This is a genomic window from Nocardiopsis sp. CNZ308 (assembly GCF_004217075.1).
Genome location: NZ_SHKJ01000001.1, coordinates 3,491,460 through 3,507,903, shown reverse-complemented (window position 1 = coordinate 3,507,903; position 16,444 = coordinate 3,491,460). Strand labels below are relative to the sequence as shown.

12 protein-coding genes are annotated in these 16,444 nt (G+C 72.3%); 1 reads left to right on the top strand and 11 read right to left on the bottom strand.

From position 1 onward, the window contains the following. Positions 1-489: 489 nt before the first annotated feature. The 3 genes from ftsY to EV372_RS15305 form a co-directional block, all read right to left on the bottom strand. Positions 490-1,674 (bottom strand): signal recognition particle-docking protein FtsY, encoded by a 1,185-nt coding sequence (gene ftsY, locus EV372_RS15315; RefSeq protein WP_130396526.1) that lies wholly within the window; start codon positions 1,672-1,674, stop codon positions 490-492. A 132-nt stretch (positions 1,675-1,806) separates the two neighbouring features. Further along, positions 1,807-2,841, bottom strand: coding sequence for a FecCD family ABC transporter permease (locus EV372_RS15310; RefSeq protein ID WP_130396525.1), 1,035 nt, complete (start codon positions 2,839-2,841; stop codon positions 1,807-1,809). A gap of 1 nt (position 2,842) precedes the next feature. Continuing rightward, positions 2,843-3,844, bottom strand: a complete 1,002-nt coding sequence (locus EV372_RS15305) for an ABC transporter substrate-binding protein (RefSeq protein ID WP_130396524.1) — start codon at positions 3,842-3,844, stop codon at positions 2,843-2,845. Positions 3,845-4,483: 639 nt separating this feature from the next. Between EV372_RS15305 and EV372_RS15300 the strand changes: the two genes are divergently transcribed. Next, the gene (locus EV372_RS15300) at positions 4,484-7,135 is read left to right on the top strand and encodes a S8 family serine peptidase (protein WP_130396523.1); all 2,652 of its coding nucleotides are present in this window, start codon (positions 4,484-4,486) and stop codon (positions 7,133-7,135) included. Between the two features lie 151 nt (positions 7,136-7,286). Here EV372_RS15300 and smc read toward each other — a convergent pair whose 3' ends face one another. The 8 genes from smc to coaD all read right to left on the bottom strand — a co-directional run bounded on the left by smc (position 7,287) and on the right by coaD (position 15,851). Further along, a complete protein-coding gene (smc, locus tag EV372_RS15295; RefSeq protein ID WP_130396522.1) occupies positions 7,287-10,832 on the bottom strand; it encodes a chromosome segregation protein SMC in 3,546 nt (1,181 codons plus the stop codon). A gap of 370 nt (positions 10,833-11,202) precedes the next feature. Further along, on the bottom strand, positions 11,203-11,394 hold the full coding sequence (locus EV372_RS15290; RefSeq protein WP_019608670.1) for a hypothetical protein: 192 nt from the start codon (positions 11,392-11,394) through the stop codon (positions 11,203-11,205). 356 nt (positions 11,395-11,750) lie between these two features. Then, the gene (locus EV372_RS15285; RefSeq protein ID WP_130396521.1) at positions 11,751-12,038 is read right to left on the bottom strand and encodes an acylphosphatase; all 288 of its coding nucleotides are present in this window, start codon (positions 12,036-12,038) and stop codon (positions 11,751-11,753) included. 59 nt (positions 12,039-12,097) lie between these two features. After that, complete coding sequence (gene mutM, locus EV372_RS15280; RefSeq protein WP_130396520.1) at positions 12,098-12,952, bottom strand: bifunctional DNA-formamidopyrimidine glycosylase/DNA-(apurinic or apyrimidinic site) lyase; 855 nt, start codon at positions 12,950-12,952, stop codon at positions 12,098-12,100. A gap of 7 nt (positions 12,953-12,959) precedes the next feature. Then, a complete protein-coding gene (gene rnc, locus EV372_RS15275; protein ID WP_130396519.1) occupies positions 12,960-13,709 on the bottom strand; it encodes a ribonuclease III in 750 nt (249 codons plus the stop codon). Between the two features lie 549 nt (positions 13,710-14,258). After that, positions 14,259-14,435 (bottom strand): 50S ribosomal protein L32, encoded by a 177-nt coding sequence (gene rpmF / locus EV372_RS15270; RefSeq protein ID WP_013151268.1) that lies wholly within the window; start codon positions 14,433-14,435, stop codon positions 14,259-14,261. Between the two features lie 137 nt (positions 14,436-14,572). Next, a complete protein-coding gene (locus EV372_RS15265) occupies positions 14,573-15,151 on the bottom strand; it encodes a YceD family protein (RefSeq protein ID WP_051104355.1) in 579 nt (192 codons plus the stop codon). Positions 15,152-15,356: 205 nt separating this feature from the next. Further along, entirely contained in the window at positions 15,357-15,851 is a 495-nt protein-coding gene (gene coaD / locus EV372_RS15260) for a pantetheine-phosphate adenylyltransferase (RefSeq protein WP_130396518.1), read from the bottom strand. Positions 15,852-16,444 lie beyond the last annotated feature (593 nt).

Here is a 16,444-nt window from a genome sequence, read left to right as displayed (position 1 = left end):
GACGGACGGGGGATTGTGTCTGTGAGGGCGGCGGTCAGCGAGCGCATCATCGGGCCCGATGCAGAACACCACGCAGGCAACTGTCGGACCGGGGTGTTTCTCTCCAGGACCCGGTGTGTTGCGCGCCGGTAAAAGGACAGACGGCAGTGTTAAGGCGCCATGAACCGAAGCCCCAGTCCGCGCGAACGCACGTGCACCGGCACAGAGCGACCCCCGTCACACCACCGTTGGGCGACGTCACGGACACGCACGGTCACATCTCACGGGATCGGCGCGGGCGCGGTCAGGTACCGGCGCCCCCGTGTTGCGCCGGGGTTTCCGCCGCGTGTCGTGCGTCACATCCGCGTTCCGGCCCCCGGACACGGGCGGGGCGGTCGGTGATGGGGGCGGTGACGCGCGTCGGCGGACCCGGCCCCGGCCGCGGGGGGCCGGACACGAGAAGGCCGGACACCCGTGCGGATGTCCGGCCGTGCGTCGTCGGGTCCCCCGTCACTCCGTGGACAGGATCGCGTCCACGAAGACCTCGGGATCGAAGGGCGCCAGGTCGTCGGGGCCCTCGCCGAGCCCGACGAGCTTGACCGGCACGCCCAGTTCGCGCTGGACCTGCACGATGATGCCGCCCTTGGCGGTGCCGTCGAGCTTGGTCAGGGCGATGCCGGTGACGTTGACGACCTCGCCGAACACCCGGGCCTGGCGCAGGCCGTTCTGCCCGGTGGTCGCGTCCAGGACGAGCAGGACCTCGTCCACCTGGGACTTCTTCTCCACGACCCGCTTGACCTTGCCCAGCTCGTCCATGAGCCCGGTCTTGGTGTGCAGGCGTCCGGCGGTGTCGATGATGACGGTGTCGGCGCCCTCCTCGACGCCCCGCGCCACGGCGTCGAAGGCCACGCTGGCGGGGTCGGCGCCCTCCTCCTTGCGCACGACCGGGGCACCCACGCGGCTGCCCCAGGTCTCCAGCTGCTCGGTGGCGGCGGCGCGGAAGGTGTCGGCGGCGCCGAGCACGACGCTGCGGCCGTCGCCGACCAGGACGCGGGCCAGCTTGCCGGTGGTGGTGGTCTTGCCGGTGCCGTTGACCCCGACGACCATGACCACGCCCGGGCGTCCGTCGTGCGGGCCGGTGCGCACGGCGCGGTCGGCCTCGGTGGTGATCTGGGCGAGCAGCTCCTCGCGCAGCAGCGTCCGCACCTCCTCCGTGCCGCGGGTGCCCAGGACCTTGACCCGGGTGCGCAGGTTCTCCACGATCTGCGCGGCGGAGGTGACGCCGATGTCGGCGGTGATGAGGGTGTCCTCGATCTCCTCCCAGGTGTCCTCGTCCAGGGAGTCGGAGGACAGGAGGTTGAGCAGCCCCTTGCCGAAGGCGTTCTGCGAGCGGGCCAGCCGCGCGCGCAGGCGGACCATGCGCCCGGCCGAGGGCGGCGGGGTCTCCAGCTCCGGCGGGGCGGGCTCGACGGTCTCCCGCACGGGCGGGGGTGCCTGGGCGGGGGGCGTGCTGACGGTCCCCGGATCCCGTTCCCGGTCCTCCACGGCGGTGGCCCCGGCTGCGGCGCCGGTGGCTTCGGGTTCGGTCTCGTCCTTGCCCGGTTCGACCGAGCGCCGGGTCGTGACCAGGAAGAACCCACCGGCGGCCAGGAGCACGACGGCGATGATGATGGCGACGAGCAAGGTGATGTCCATAGCACCTTCCAGTGTTCCAGAGTGTGCGACGCGTTCGCGTCACGGCCGGGTGGCGCGCCGGGAACGAAGCGGGTACCGGTAAGGCCCTCTCCCCTTCCGGGGCGCCCCGGAACCACCGGTGACAGCGGGAACTCAGGTGCCGCGGTGGCGCGTGGTGCGCAGGATGAGCACGAAGAAGGGCGCGCCGAGGAAGGCGGTGACCACGCCGATGGGCAGCTCCGCGGGGGCGATGAGCGTCCGGGCGACGATGTCCACCAGGACCAGGAAGGCGCCGCCGAGGAGCACGGTGACCGGCAGGATCGCCCGGTAGTTGGAGCCCACCAGGCGGCGCACGACGTGCGGGACGACGATCCCCACGAAGCCGATCAGGCCGCTCACCGACACGGCGGCGGCCGTGGCCAGGGACGCGGCGCCGATCACCACGATGCGCACGGCGGCCGGGTTCAGTCCCAGGCTGACCGCCTTGTCGTCTCCCAGGGCGAGCATGTCCAGCAGGTAGCCGCTGGCCAGCAGGACGACGAGTCCGACCACCGCGTACGGGGCGACCAGCCGCACGTCGTCCCAGCCGCCCCTGCCGAGTCCGCCGAGCAGCCAGGCGAAGATGCGCTGGAGTTCGTCCACGCCCATCTGCTGGACGAGGGTCTGGGCGGCGGACAGGAACGAGGAGACGGCCACGCCCGCCAGGACGAGCGCGGCGGTGCCGCCCCCGCCCGCGGTGGACCCGAGCAGGTAGGCGGCGGCCACGCCGAGCAGGGCGCCGGCGAACGCGGCGACCGGGACCAGGGCGCGCGGGGAGTCGCTGAACTGCGCGCCGAAGACGATGACCGTCGTCGCGCCGAGCCCGGCTCCGGCGGCGGCGCCGAGGAGGTAGGGGTCGGCCAGCGGGTTGCGGAACACGCCCTGGTAGGCGCCGCCCGCGGTGGCCAGGAGGGCGCCGACGAGCGCGCCCATCACCACGCGCGGCAGGCGCAGCTCCACCAGGACGGCCGCCTCCCGTTCGGTGAGGGGGGACTGCGCACCGAACGGCAGGAGGCTGAGCAGGTGCCGGGCGATGTCGGCCGCGGAGAGGGAGGCCGCTCCGGCGGAGACGCCGAGCAGGGCCGCCGCGAGCAGCGCGACCAGCCCGCCCGCGACCCACCCCAGCGGGAGGCCGACACCGCCCCGCACGTCAGTCCGCCGCGTTCTCGGTGACGGCCTGGCCGACCAGCTCGGCGAACTCGACCACGCGCGGCCCCCAGCGGGAGGCGATGTCGGCGTCGAGCAGGTAGACGGCGTCGTTGCGCACCGCGGTGACGGTGTCGAAGGCGGGGCGCCCGGCCACGTCGGCAACCGTCGACTCGTCCCCGTAGGACAGGAAGATCAGGTCCGGGTTCTGCTCCACGACGTACTCCTGGGACAGCTGCGGGTAACCGCCCGCGGCCCCGTCGGCGTCGGCCTCGTCGGCGATGTTGACCAGGCCGAAGGACGCGTAGATCTGGCCGACGAAGGTGTCGGAGGTGGCGGAGTAGGAGGTCTCGTCGAGCTCCTGGTAGAAGGACAGGCCGGCGTCGCCGGTCTCCTCGCACACGCCCTCGACGATCGCGTTGAACTCGTCCTCGACCCGGGTGGCCTCGGCGTCGGCCTCCTCGGTGTGGCCGGTGACGTCGCCGAGCATGCGGATCTGGGCGTAGGTGTCCTCCAGGTCCCGGGCGGCGTCCAGGACCAGCGACGGGATGCCGACGTCCTCCAGCTGGGCGGCGGTCGCCTCGGCGCTGCGGGCGAGCAGGACCAGGTCGGGGTCGTACTCGGTGATGGCCTCCACGCTGGGCTCGAAGCCGCTCAGCGAGGTGGTGGGGGCCTCCTCCGGGTAGTCGGAGTACTCGTCGGCGGCCTCGACCCGGTCGCCCGCGCCGATGGCGAAGAGCATCTCGGTGTGGCTGGCCGACAGGGAGACGATCCGCTCGGGGGCCTCCTCGACGGTGACCTCGCCGGTGGCGTCGGTGACGGTGACGGGGAAGGCGCCGTCGCCCACGGAGAGGCGCTCGGGGTCGGGCTCCGGGGGCCCGCAGGGGACGGAGGCGGCCTCGGTGGCGGGCTCGGCCTCGGGCTCGCCGCCGTCCGGTGCACCGCAGGCGGTCAGGGCGAGCACGGCTCCGAGAAGGACGGGGGAAAGGTGGCGTGCGGTCCGCACGGTGCTCCTTGTCGGGCGGGGGGAAGGAGCAGCGCGGTCCCGACGGAGGCGGCCTGTCCTTCCCACGAGGACGGGGACGTCGGTGTCGGGAAGGCGACCTGGCTCGTCCCCCGAGGGGGCCTCACAGTTGCGGGACAGCGCCGGGTTGGACGGCCGGTTGTGGCCGCGCCACCGGACTTCGCTCCGTCGACACCGCTCGGGCCGCCCGCGGGCGGCCCGGAACCCCCAGCGTACTCGGCCCGCCGCACACCCCCGCGGGCACCCCGACGGCTACTCTGGCCTGCGCTTTCTCCGGCGGGGCCGCGCCTCTTCGCCGAGGGCGGCCGGGAAGGCGCCGCACGGGAACGAGCCACCCTTTTTCGCATCTTTTATTGCTTTCGCGAAAAAAGAGAAGAATGCCGGTTTTGATTACGTCTGTAAAGCAGAGGGATGGTTCGGTCCCCTGTGTGTCCAGATTGAGCCTTGGTGAGCATTGACACTTTCATGGCGCACGGCAATGATCTCGTTGCTATGCGCGCCGACTAACCGATGACGGACATTAAGCGGCGTATCCCCCTGAGCACCACAGCCGTACCCAGTGGGGTACTCCCGCTCCCCCGGTGTCCTGAGGCGCGCACCGAGAAGGGATGTGTTGACAAGGTGGTACCCCACCGCACGCGCCTGGCGTCGCTCGCCGGGTTGACACTCGTCGCGGGCCTGGTCGCGGCCGCACCGGCCAGCGCCGACGACGCCTCCGAGCTCGCCCCCCTGCACCCCGCCCCCTCCGCCGAGAACGGCGAACTGACCCACCAGGCGGACGGCCTGTGGTTCATCGAACTGGAGAGCCCCCCGACCACCGCGGGCACCTCCTCGGCACAGGTCGAGAACGAGCACGAGGCGTTCCGCGCCGAGGCCGAGGAGTCGGGCCTGGAGTACACCGAACGGCACTCGTTCGGCGACCTCTGGAACGGCTTCTCCGTGGAGATGGACGACGCGCAGGTGGGCACGGCACGGGAGATCCCCGGTGTCAGCGCCATCTACCCCGTCGTCACCTACGAGGTCCCCGAGGGCGACACAAGCGTCCCCGACCTGGACACCGCGCTGCCGATGACCGGGTCCGACATCGCCCAGAACGAACTCGGCCTCACCGGCGAGGGACTGCGCGTGGCCGTCATGGACACCGGAGTCGACTACACCCACCCCGACCTGGGCGGCGGCGGCTTCCCGAACGACCGGGTGGTCACCGGGTACGACTTCGTCGGCGACGACTTCAACGCGGGCGACCCCACCACCGTGCCCGCCCCCGACGACGACCCCCAGGACTGCCACGGCCACGGCACCCACGTGGCCGGGATCGTCGGCGCCCGGGGCGAGGTCACCGGTGTGGCGCCCGGCGTGGACTTCGGCGCCTACAAGGTGTTCGGCTGCGGGGGCTCCACCACCTCCGACATCATGATCGCCGCCATGGAGCGGGCCCTGGCCGACGACATGGACGTGCTCAACATGAGCATCGGCTCGGCGCACTCCTGGCCGCAGTACCCCACCGCGGTCGCCTCCGACAACCTGGTCGACGAGGGCATGGTCGTGGTCGCCTCCATCGGCAACGAGGGCGACACCGGCCTGTACTCCGCGGGCGCCCCCGGCCTGGGCGAGGACGTGATCGGCGTCGCCTCCTACGACAACACCCACATCCGGTCCGCGTCGGCGACCGCCAACCCCAGCGGCGAGACCCTGGCCTACATGGAGATGGGCGAGGCCTCCCCGCCGCCCACCTCGGGTGAGACCGACGAACTCGTCCACGTCGGACGGGGCTGCCCGTCCCTGGGCGACGAGCTGGAGGCCGACCCCGAGGGCAAGACCGCCCTGATGGTGCGCGGCGCGTGCACCTTCGCCGAGAAGTACGACGCGGCCGTGGCCGCGGGCGCCACCGGCGTGGTGATGTACAACAACGTCCCCGGCATGTTCGCGGGCAGCGGCATCGTCGACCAGGGCGCGTTCTCCGTCGGGATCTCCGACACCTCCGGAGCCCACCTGCTGGAACTCCTGGAGGGAGACGGGCCCGTCACCCTGTCCTGGACCGGTGAGACCACCACCATCCCCAACCCGACCGGCGGGCTGATCAGCTCCTTCAGCTCCTTCGGCCTGTCCCCCGACCTGGCCCTGAAGCCGGACATCGGCGCGCCCGGCGGCCTGATCAACTCCACCTACCCCATGGCCAAGGGCGGCTACGCCACCATCAGCGGCACCTCGATGTCCTCGCCGCACGTGGCGGGCGGCGTCGCGCTGCTGCTGGAGGCCCGCCCCGACCTCGGCGCGCACGAGGTGCGCGACGTCCTCCAGAACAGCGCCGACCCCAAGAGCTGGTGGGGCGACCCCGACGCGGGCTACACCGACAACGTCCACCGCCAGGGCGCGGGCATGATGGACGTGCCCGGAGCCGTGCTGGCCACCACCGCCGTGACCCCGGGCAAGCTGTCCCTGGGCGCCACCGAGGGCGAGGTGACCGAGACGATCACCATCGCCAACGACGGTGACGAGGAAGCCACCTACACCCTGGGCCACGAGAGCGCCCTGGGCACCCACGGCAACACCTTCGCCCCCGGTTACAACGACGCCTCCGCCGAGGTGGCCTTCGACCGGGACGAGGTGACCGTCGCACCGGGCGGCACGGCCGAGGTGCAGGTGACCTTCACCCCGCCCGCCCAGGACTTCCAGCAGATGATCTACGGCGGCTACGTCTCCGTGGCCGAGGCCGGCGGCGAGACCTACCGGGTCCCCTACGCCGCCTACAACGGCGACTACCAGCAGATCGAGGCGATGACCCCGATCACCGACGGCAGCGGCAACGTCCTCGAACTGCCGTGGCTGACCAGGATCACCGAGTGCGGCGCGTTCTCCGGCCTGGAGTGCGTGAGCGAGGGCGGGGGCACGTTCGAGAACCAGCCCGACGGCGCCACCTACACCCTGGAGTGGGTCGACGGCCTGCCCGACGTCCCGTACGTCATCGCGCACTTCGACCACCACGTCACGCTGCTGGAGATGACCGTCGTCGACGAGCGCACCGGGCGCCCCGTCCACCCGGACCGCAACGTCGGGGTGTCGGTGGACCACGTGAGCCGCAGCGCGACCGGGACGTCGTTCTTCAGCTACGCGTGGGACGGCACGGTCCTGGACCGCCACGACCGGATCACCCCGGTCCGGGACGGCCAGTACCGCCTGGAGGCCCGCGCGCTCAAGGCGCTCGGCGACCCGGACAACCCCGACCACTGGGAGACCTGGACCTCCCCGGTCATCACCATCGACCGCGGCTAGCAGTACCTCTGAGGACCTCCGCTTCGGCCCGTGTTCGGGCGCCCTTCGACGCGGGAACCAGCCCCCGTCGGCTGGAGCCGAAGCGAAGGGGCCCGAAGGGGAACAGCACCGGGGCCGCCCTCCCCTCCGGGAGGGCGGCCCCGGCCGTGTGTCAGGCGGGGCGCTCCAGCTTCTGGCTGATCACCTGGGAGATGCCGTCGCCCTGCATCGTCACGCCGTACAGCGCGTCGGCCGCCTCCATGGTGCGCTTCTGGTGGGTGATCACGATGAGCTGCGAGGCGGCCCGCAGCTCCTCGAAGATCACCAGCAGGCGCTGGAGGTTGGTGTCGTCCAGGGCCGCCTCGACCTCGTCCATCACGTAGAACGGGGACGGCCGGGCCTTGAAGATCGCGGCCAGGAAGGCCACCGCGGTCAGGGAGCGCTCGCCGCCGGAGAGCAGCGACAGGCGCTTGACCTTCTTGCCGGGCGGACGGGCCTCCACCTCCACCCCGGTGGTCAGCATGTCCTCGGGCGAGGTGAGCAGCAGCCGACCCTCGCCCCCGGGGAAGAGCCGCCCGAAGATCGCCGCGAACTCCCGCTCCACGTCCAGGTAGGCGGAGGAGAACACCTCCTGCACCCGGGCGTCGACCTCCTGGACGATGTCCATCAGGTCCCGGCGGGTCTTCTTGAGGTCCTCCAGCTGGGCGTTGAGGAAGGCGTGCCGCTCCTCCAGCGCAGCGAACTCCTCCAGCGCGAGCGGGTTGATCTTGCCCAGCTGGTTGAGCTGGCGCTCGGCGGCCTTGGCCCGCTTGGCCTGCACCTCGCGCACGTACGGCAGCGGGACCGCGTCCTCCTCGGCGTCGCCCGGAGGGGGCACGGGCACGTTCGGCCCGTACTCGGCGACCAGGGTGGGCACGTCAACGCCCATCTCCTCGTTCGCCCTGTCCTCCAGCTGCTCCAGGCGCAGGCGGCGCTCGGCACGGGCCACCTCGCCGCTGTGCGCCGAACTGGTCAGCTTCTCCAGGTCCACGGACAGCTCGCGGACGCGGGCGCGCACGGTCCGCAGCTCGGCGTCGCGCGCCTCCTTGTCCGCCTCGGCGGCGGTGCGCTCGGCCTCGGCCGCGGCCAGGGACACCGCGATCCGCTCCAGGGCCAGGCGGGCGCCCTCGGCGACCGCCTCGGCGATGGTGGCCTGCGCGGCGCGGGTGCGCCGGCGCTCGGCGGCGCGCTCCATGGCGCGGCGCTCCTCGAAGGCCTGGGCGCGCAACCGCTCGGCGCGGCCCTCGATCGAGCGGGCGCGCTCCTCGGCGGTGCGCACCGACAGGCGGCGCTCCATCTCGGTGGCGCGGGCCCGCGAGGCCTGGGCGGCGAGCTCGTCGCGGGTCTCGGGATCGGGGGCGTCCTCCTCGATGGAGGCGGCCACCTCCTCGGCCTCGGCCAGCTCCTCCTCCAGCCGCTCCAGCTTGGCGGCCTCCTCGCCGCGCGCGGCGGCGGCCTTGGCGGCGGCGGCCGCGTACCGCTCGGACTCGGCCTCGGCGGAACGGGCCTGCCCGCCCAGCTTGCCCAGCCGCTGCGCGGACTCGTTGCGCCTGCGGTCGCCCTGGCGGCGGCGCGCGGTCAGCTCCTCGACCTCGGCGGCCAGGTCGGCGCGCTCGCGCCTGCGCTCCTCCAGCTCGGCGGCGATCCGTCCGGCGGCCTCGGTGGCCGTCTCCAGCCTCCCGGCCGCCTCGTCCACGGCCGCCTGGACCTCCAGCAGGCTCGGCGCGGCGGCCGAACCGCCGTGCACCAGCGCGGCGGAGAACACGTCCCCCTCGGGGGTGACGGCGCGCACGCCGGGGACCTTGCGGACCAGGTCGCGGGCGGCGCGGGCGTCGGCCGCCAGCGCGGTGCGGTCCAGCAGGGCGGTGACCGCTCCGGCCAGGTGCTCGGGGGCGACGACGGCGTCGAGGGCGTAGCGGACCCCGGAGGGCAGCGCGGGCCACTCCCCGCGGGGCACCGCGGGGACGGCCTGGGCGATGACGATCCCGGCGCGGCCCGCGTCCTCGGACCGGAGCAGGTCGAGCGCGGCCACGGCGGTGTCGGGGTCGCTGACCGCGACCGCTCCCGCGGCCGTGCCGAAGGCCGCGGCCACGGCGGTCTCCTGGCCGGACTCCACCTGGACGAGGGCGGCGAGGCTGCCGAGCATCCCCGGCAGGTCGGCGCCCAGGAGGGTGCCCGCGCCGTCCTTGTGCGCCAGCCCCAGCTCCAAGGCCTCCTTGCGCGCGGCGAGCGCGGCCCGCTCCCCCTCGGCGGTGCGCTCGGCGTCGCGCAGCCGGTTGATCCCGGCGTCGGCCTCGGACAGGCGGCGGGCCGCCTCCTCCTGGGCGGCGTCGAGCTCGGCGTCGCCCTCGTCGAGGCCGGCCGCCTCCTCGGCGGCCATCTCGTACTCGGCCTGGGCCCGCTCCGCGCGTTCGGCGGCCTGGCGGGCGGACTCCTCCAGCCGGGTGATCTCGTCCCCGTTCGAGGCCAGTCGGCCGCGCAGGCTCTCCACCCGCGCGGACAGCCGCACGAGGCCCTCCCTGCGCTCGGCGGAGGCGCGGTTGGCGGCCTCCAGCCGCTTCTCCTCGCGGTGCAGGGCGTCCTCGGCGGCGGAGCGCTCGGTGACGGTGGCCTCCAGGGCCTCGCGGGCCTCCTCCAGCCGGGTGAGCAGCTCCTCCTCCTGGGCGGCGGCCTCCTCGGCCTCCATCTCCAGTTCCTCGGGGTCGCGGCGGTGGACGGGCTCGTCGGAGACGGAGGCCAGGTTGCGGTGGCGCTCGTTGGCCAGGCCGCGCACGGCGTCCAGGCGCTCGGTCAGGCGCGACAGCGCGTGGTAGGTCTCCAGGGCGCGGGCCAGGGCGGGCGCGGCCTCGGCGGCCTGCGCCTCCAGCTCGGTCTCGCGCTCCTGGGTCTGGGCGAGGGCTGCCTCGGCGGCCCCGCGGCGGGCGAGGACCTCCTTCTCGTCCGCCTCCTCCTTGGCCAGCTGGCCGGTGAGCGTGACGATGTCGTCGGCGAGCAGGCGCAGGCGGGCGTCGCGCAGGTCGGCCTGGATGACGGCGGCCCTGCGGGCCAGCTCCGCCTGGCGGCCCAGGGGCTTGAGCTGGCGGCGCAGCTCCGCGGTGAGGTCGGTGACCCGGTCCAGGTTGCCCTGCATCGCGTTGAGCTTGCGGATCGCCTTCTCTTTGCGCTTGCGGTGCTTGAGGATGCCCGCGGCCTCCTCGATGAGGGCGCGGCGCTCCTCGGGACCGGCGTGCAGGACGGTGTCCAGCTGCCCCTGGCCGACGATGACGTGCATCTCACGGCCGATACCGGAGTCGCTGAGCAGGTCCTGGATGTCCAGGAGGCGGCAGGTGTCGCCGTTGATGGCGTACTCCGAGCCGCCGTTGCGGAACATGGTCCGCCGGATGGTGACCTCGGTGTAGTCGATGGGCAGCGCACCGTCGGTGTTGTCGATGGTGAGGCTGACCTCGGCGCGGCCCAGCGCCTGGCGGGTGGAGGTGCCCGCGAAGATGACGTCCTCCATCTTGCCGCCGCGCAGGGACTTGGCCCCCTGCTCCCCCATCACCCAGGACAGGGCGTCCACCACGTTGGACTTGCCCGAGCCGTTGGGACCGACCACACAGGTGATCCCGGGCTCGAAACGCAAGGTGGTGGCCGACGCGAACGACTTGAAGCCGCGCAGCGTCAGATTCTTCAGGTACACCCACACCTCCCACGACGGTCACCGTTGATACACAGCGCGACCACCTAAGGGTGCCACGAAGCGGTGACCGGAGGGTGGGGTTCGGGCTGGTGTCCCCGAGCGGACGGCCCCGGGGCCCGTGCCCGGGCGGGGAAGAGGGGGGATGTCCGGCGGACACGTAGGGTTGCGAAAGGGTCCGCCGGGTACAACGGTAAAAAGAGCCGCAAGGGAAAGGAAAGACTGCGGCGAAGCGGACTGAGGACAAGCAGACCCGGTCCGTCGACGGTTCCGACCAGGGACGCCTGGCTCGTGTGTTCGGCGTCCCCGTCAGTGGGTCGAGCACATCGGAAAGAGCAGCTCTGGCTGCGCCCGAAACGTCGACGTCGTCAGGTCAGGCGAGCGCCGGCTCGCGGTCGGTCGCGCCGGAGGCGGCATCGGTGACGGCCATGCTGAGCTGGTCGTTCTGTGCCTGGAGACGGCTGATCTCGTCCTCAAGGTCGCGTACCCGGTTCTGGAGCCGCCGCACCTCCGAGACCATCCGAGGGTCGGAGACGCCGACGTGGCCAAACAGAGCCTTCGCCATGATGTGGGTCCTCCACACTGAGTGACCAGTGATGATCCGCGCACGTGATGTCCCGTGGAAAGCCGACCGATGGTGGTCCGGCCCGGGTGGAAGATCTGCGCGATGTGTCTTCCAGAGTCTCACTGTGCGCGCCGCTGGTCAAGATTGGATTACGACAGTCCGTAACGGCCACGCCCCGGACAGGTATCCAGGGCAGGTGGCAGCGCACGATCCGAACAAGGCCACCCCGGGTCCAGCCGGAACGCGCGGACTGGCCGCACGACGGTCGCCTCACACCCCGCGAGGTCCCGCCGCGAGTCCCTGGGGACCGCCGCGGTCGCGCGGTGTGCTCGAATCGCGTTACCCCACAAGCATACTCACCGTTCGTCGAATCCGGTGAACGTCCCCCCAGACGAGGACCAACGTTCGACCACGGAGTCCACACGACCGGGTGTTGCACCGCCCCGGAGATGGCCAAGAAGCCGTTCGCACGCGTCCCTGGGGCCCTCGGCGACCACCTCGACGCGGCCGTCCCGCAGGTTCGTCGCCGCCCCGACCAGGCCCAGTTCCAGCGCCTTGGACCGCGTCCACCAGCGGAAACCCACGCCCTGCACCTGCCCGCGCACCCACGCGGTCATCCGGACGGCCTCGACCTCGTCCCCCACGGACGGACTCCTTACTTACCTGGCAGACATACTTTGCTTGCCGACACGCCAAAGGGGCCTTATGTGCGGCCGCGGGGCGCCCGCTGGCAGGTCGGACAGCTGTAGGAGGAGCGGTTCATGAACGCCTCGCGGACGATCAGGGCGCCGCACCGCCCGCACGGGCGGTCGCGGCGGCCGTAGGCGTTGAGCCCGCGCTCGAAGTAACCGCTCTCCCCGTTGACGTTGACGTACAGGCCGTCGAAGGTGGTGCCGCCCACCTCCAGGGCCTCGTTCATCACCTGGCCCACGTGGCCCAGCAGCTCCACCGCCTCGGCGTCGGACAGCCCTCGCGTGGAGCGCGCCCAGTGCAGCCGGGACCGCCACAGCGCCTCGTCGGCGTAGATGTTGCCCACCCCGCTGATCAGCGACTGGTCCAGCAGAGCCCGCTTGACCTCGGTGCGCCGGGCCCGCAGCGCCCGCACGAAGTCCTCGGCGACGAAGTCGGGGTCCAGCGGGTCCAGGGCGATGTGGTCCACCGACGAGGGCACGTCCTCGCGCGCCCCGGGCACGTCCACCATCAGGTGGCCGAAGGTGCGCTGGTCGACGAAGCGCAGCTCGGTGCCGTCCGACAGGGGCAGGCGCACCCGCAGGTGCCTCTCGTCGGGCTTGCCCCCGGGCTGGACCAGCATCTGCCCGCTCATGCCCAGGTGGGTGAGGAGCATCTCGCCGTTGTCCAGGACGAGCCACAGGTACTTGCCGCGGCGCCGCGCGGCGGTGGGCACGCGGCCCGACAGGCGGGCGGCGAAGTCGGCGGGACCGGGCAGGTAGCGGCGCACCGCGCGGGGGTGCAGGACCTCGACGGCGCCGACCGTACGGCCCAGGGCGTGTTCGGCCAGGCCTCGCCGGACGACCTCGACCTCGGGGAGTTCGGGCACGGCCGCCTCACCCCTGCCCGTCGCCGGAGACGGCGCCGGCCGCGCCGGCGGCGGCCTCGGAGCGGGCCTTGATGGCCTTCCACGCGGACTCGGCGGCCTGCTGCTCGGCCTCCTTCTTGCTGCGCCCCTCGCCCAGGCCGTAGCTCTCCCCCGCGACGCGGACCGTCGCGCGGAAGGTCTTCTGGTGGTCGGGCCCGCTCTCGTCCACGTGGTACTCGGGGACGCCCAGCATCTCGGCCGCGGTCAGCTCCTGGAGGGAGGTCTTCCAGTCCAGGCCCGCGCCCAGCCCGGAGGCGGTGGCGATGAGCGGGTCGAAGAGGCGGTGCACGAACTCCGAGGCCACGTCCAGGCCGCGGTCCAGGTAGACGGCGCCGATGACGGCCTCCAGGGTGTCGGCGAGGATCGAGGACTTGTCGCGGCCCCCGGTCCCCTCCTCACCTCGGCCGAGCCGGATGTAGGCGCCGACGCCCAGCCCCCGGGCGACGTCGGCGAGGGCGCGCATGTTGACCACGGCGGCGCGCAGCTTGGCGAGCTGCCCCTCGGGCAGGTCGGGGTGCTTGCGGAAGAGGGTGTCGGTGACCACCAGGCCGAGCACGGAGTCCCCGAGGAACTCCAGGCGCTCGTTGGTGGGCAGACCGCCCTTCTCGTAGGCGTAGGAGCGGTGGGTCAGCGCCCTGAGCAGGATCTTCGGATCGACTTCGACCCCGATGGCCTGGTGGAACGCCTTGGCTTCGGAGACGGGGAGTTGGTTGGCCACTCGTTCACTTCCCTGTTCGTACGCGCCGGGCTGCGGCGCGCGGACGGCTGGAGTCGGGTGCGGCCCCCGCGGCTCCGTCAGGGTGCTCGAAAACGAGGTGACCGTCGCGGGAGGCTCCGCTCCCCCGGCAACCACCACGAACTCGGGAACCCGGGAGAACCCGGACCGCCGTGCGGCGCGCGCACGCTCCCGCGCGCCGGTGCTCGTCGTGTATCACGCTTTGTTCCTTGACATCACTCTACAAACCCGCGTACGGCGGCGCTCGGGGAGTACGTGGACAGGGGGCCGGATCCGCGCGGACCCCGCCCGCACCGGCGCGGGCACCCGCAGCGCACGCGGGGCGGCACGGGCACGGGCACGTGACCCAGCACGTGCACGGGCGCGTCCGCTCGGACCGTCTGCCGACCGGTGACAGCGCTTCGGGGCGGACCCCTGTGCGGGATCCGCCCCGATATGGCTGGGGAACCGGGTGCGAGGACCCGGAACCCGTCATCCGCCGGACGCGTTCGGCTGCGGTGCGCAGGACCAGCGATGTGATCCACGGCGCGCCTAGGCCGGGTTGGTGACCTGGCGGTTGTTGTAGGTGCCGCAGGTCGGGCACGCGATGTGGGGCTGCTTGGGGTCGCGGCAGCGCGGGCAGTTGACCAGCACCGGGCGCGACGCCTTCCACTGGGAACGGCGGGTCCGGGTGTTGCTCCGCGACATCTTCCGCTTCGGGACGGCCACTTCAATCCTCCTGGGTCACCCCCGCGCGGTCGCGGGAGGTCGCTTCTCTCGGTCACCCCGCGCACTGTGGCGGGGAAGGTGTGCCCCGGTCGGCGGGGGCGCGCCCGGGGGCGGCCGTCCGCGATCGGTGCACGAGCTCATCGTTCGCCGGGGTCGTCCGCGATCTCGCGGAGCGCCTCCCAACGAGGGTCGATGTTGTCGCCGTGGCCGTGGTCGGGCCCGGCCTCGGCGATTTTGGCACCGCACTCGGAGCACAGGCCGGGGCAGTCCGGACCGCACAACGGCGTGAGCGGGAGCGCGAGCACGACGGCGTCTCGGACCACGGGTCCGAGGTCGAGGAGATCGCCCTCCAGATAGTAGTCCTCATCCTCGTCGTCCGCGTCCTCGCCCGTCACCGCCACCTCGTCGTCGGCGGAGTACCGGTACAGCTCCTGGAATCCGGCCTCGACGCCCTCCGAGATCGGGTCCAGACAGCGCGAGCACTCCGCGGTGAGCTGGCCGCGTGCGGTGCCGGTGACGAGGACTCCCTCCATCACCGCCTCCAGGCGCAGGTCCAACTCGACCTCGCTGCCCTCGGGCACGGCCGCCATCGCCGTGGCGAACGCCTCGGGGACGGTCACGATGCGGTTGACGGTCCGCATCGACCCCGGCTGGCGGCCCAGCTGGCGGGTGTCGACCACGAACGGGTCACGAGGATCTAGGCGAGACAGGGTCATCGGGCTTTCACGAGGGTTGCGGGCGCGGCACCGGACGTGCGGGAGGCGTCGCGTGCGACGGGCACGGCCGGTGTCGGGGCACGCCGAGAACCGACGGTACCCATGGTCAAACCGAGATTGTACCCAGCATGTACCCTGCCGCCCAAATCAGCCCCCGTCCCGGCGGCGGGGAGGGCGGCGGAGCCGAACGCCCGGAGGCCCCGGATCAGAGGCCCTCGGACCTCTTCTGCTCGTACTTCTCGCGCAGGCGCTCCTGGACGTAGGGGGTGACCAGGCTGGAGACGTCCCCGCGGTGCTGGGCGATCTCGCGCACGAGGCTGGAGGACAGGAAGGAGTACTGCGGGTTCGCCGTCATGAACACGGTCTCCACGCCGGAGAGCTGGTAGTTCATCTGGGCGATCTGGAGCTCGTAGTCGAAGTCGCTGACCGAGCGCAGGCTGCGGACGATGGTCTCGATGCCGTTCGACCGGCAGAAGTCGACGAGGAGGCCGTCGAACTCGCTGATCCGGACGTTGCCGAACCCGGCGGTGCCCTCCCGGAGCATGTCGAGCTTCTCCGGGACCGTGAACAGGCCGCGCTTGTTGACGTTGTTGAGCACGGCGGCGACGACCTCGTCGTACTGTTTGGCCGCCCGGCCGATGATGTCGATATGACCGTAGGTCACCGGGTCGAAGGAACCCGGGCAGACGACACGGCGCACGGTGGATCGCCCCTTTCAGCAACGAACGACGTTCGGGTACCGCGATGGTAGGGGTTGGTCCCCGCGCGGATTCGGGCAACACCCGTTTAGCGGTCGTCTCCGTCCGTGGTCGGGACGTGTGCGCGCTTTGGGCGCACCGCACGTCATGACGGCCGAAGCGGGCTTCCCCCTCCCGAACCGGCGCCCTCCTCCTGGCCGTGTTCTAACCCCGCCTCCCGCCGTCGCCCGGGAGGCGCGCCGGGGTTGGGGGCGAGGCGTACGGGGCGGGGAGCCAAGCGCGCGGGGCTGGGACGAGTGTGGTGCGGGTGTCAGGTGGTGGTGGGTGACGGGCATGGAGAACACCGCGCCGCAGGCGTCAGTTGAGGGTGGTGGTGGGTGACGGGCATGGAGAACACCGCGCCGCAGGCGTCAGTTGAGGGTGGTGGTGGGTGACGGGCATGGAGAACACCGCGCCGCAGGCGTCAGTTGAGGGTGGTGGTGGGTGACGGGCATGGAGAACACCGCGCCGCAGGCGTCAGTTGAGGGTGGTGGTGGGTGACGGGCATGGAGAACACCGCGCCGCAGGCGTCAGTTGAGGGTGGTGGTGGGTGACG

Coding starts and splice junctions, on each gene's coding strand:
- ftsY (WP_130396526.1), bottom strand. CDS start 1,674: ATGGACATCACCTTGCTCGTCGCCATCATCATCGCCGTCGTGCTCCTG.
- EV372_RS15290 (WP_019608670.1), bottom strand. CDS start 11,394: ATGGCGAAGGCTCTGTTTGGCCACGTCGGCGTCTCCGACCCTCGGATG.
- EV372_RS15265 (WP_051104355.1), bottom strand. CDS start 15,151: ATGACCCTGTCTCGCCTAGATCCTCGTGACCCGTTCGTGGTCGACACC.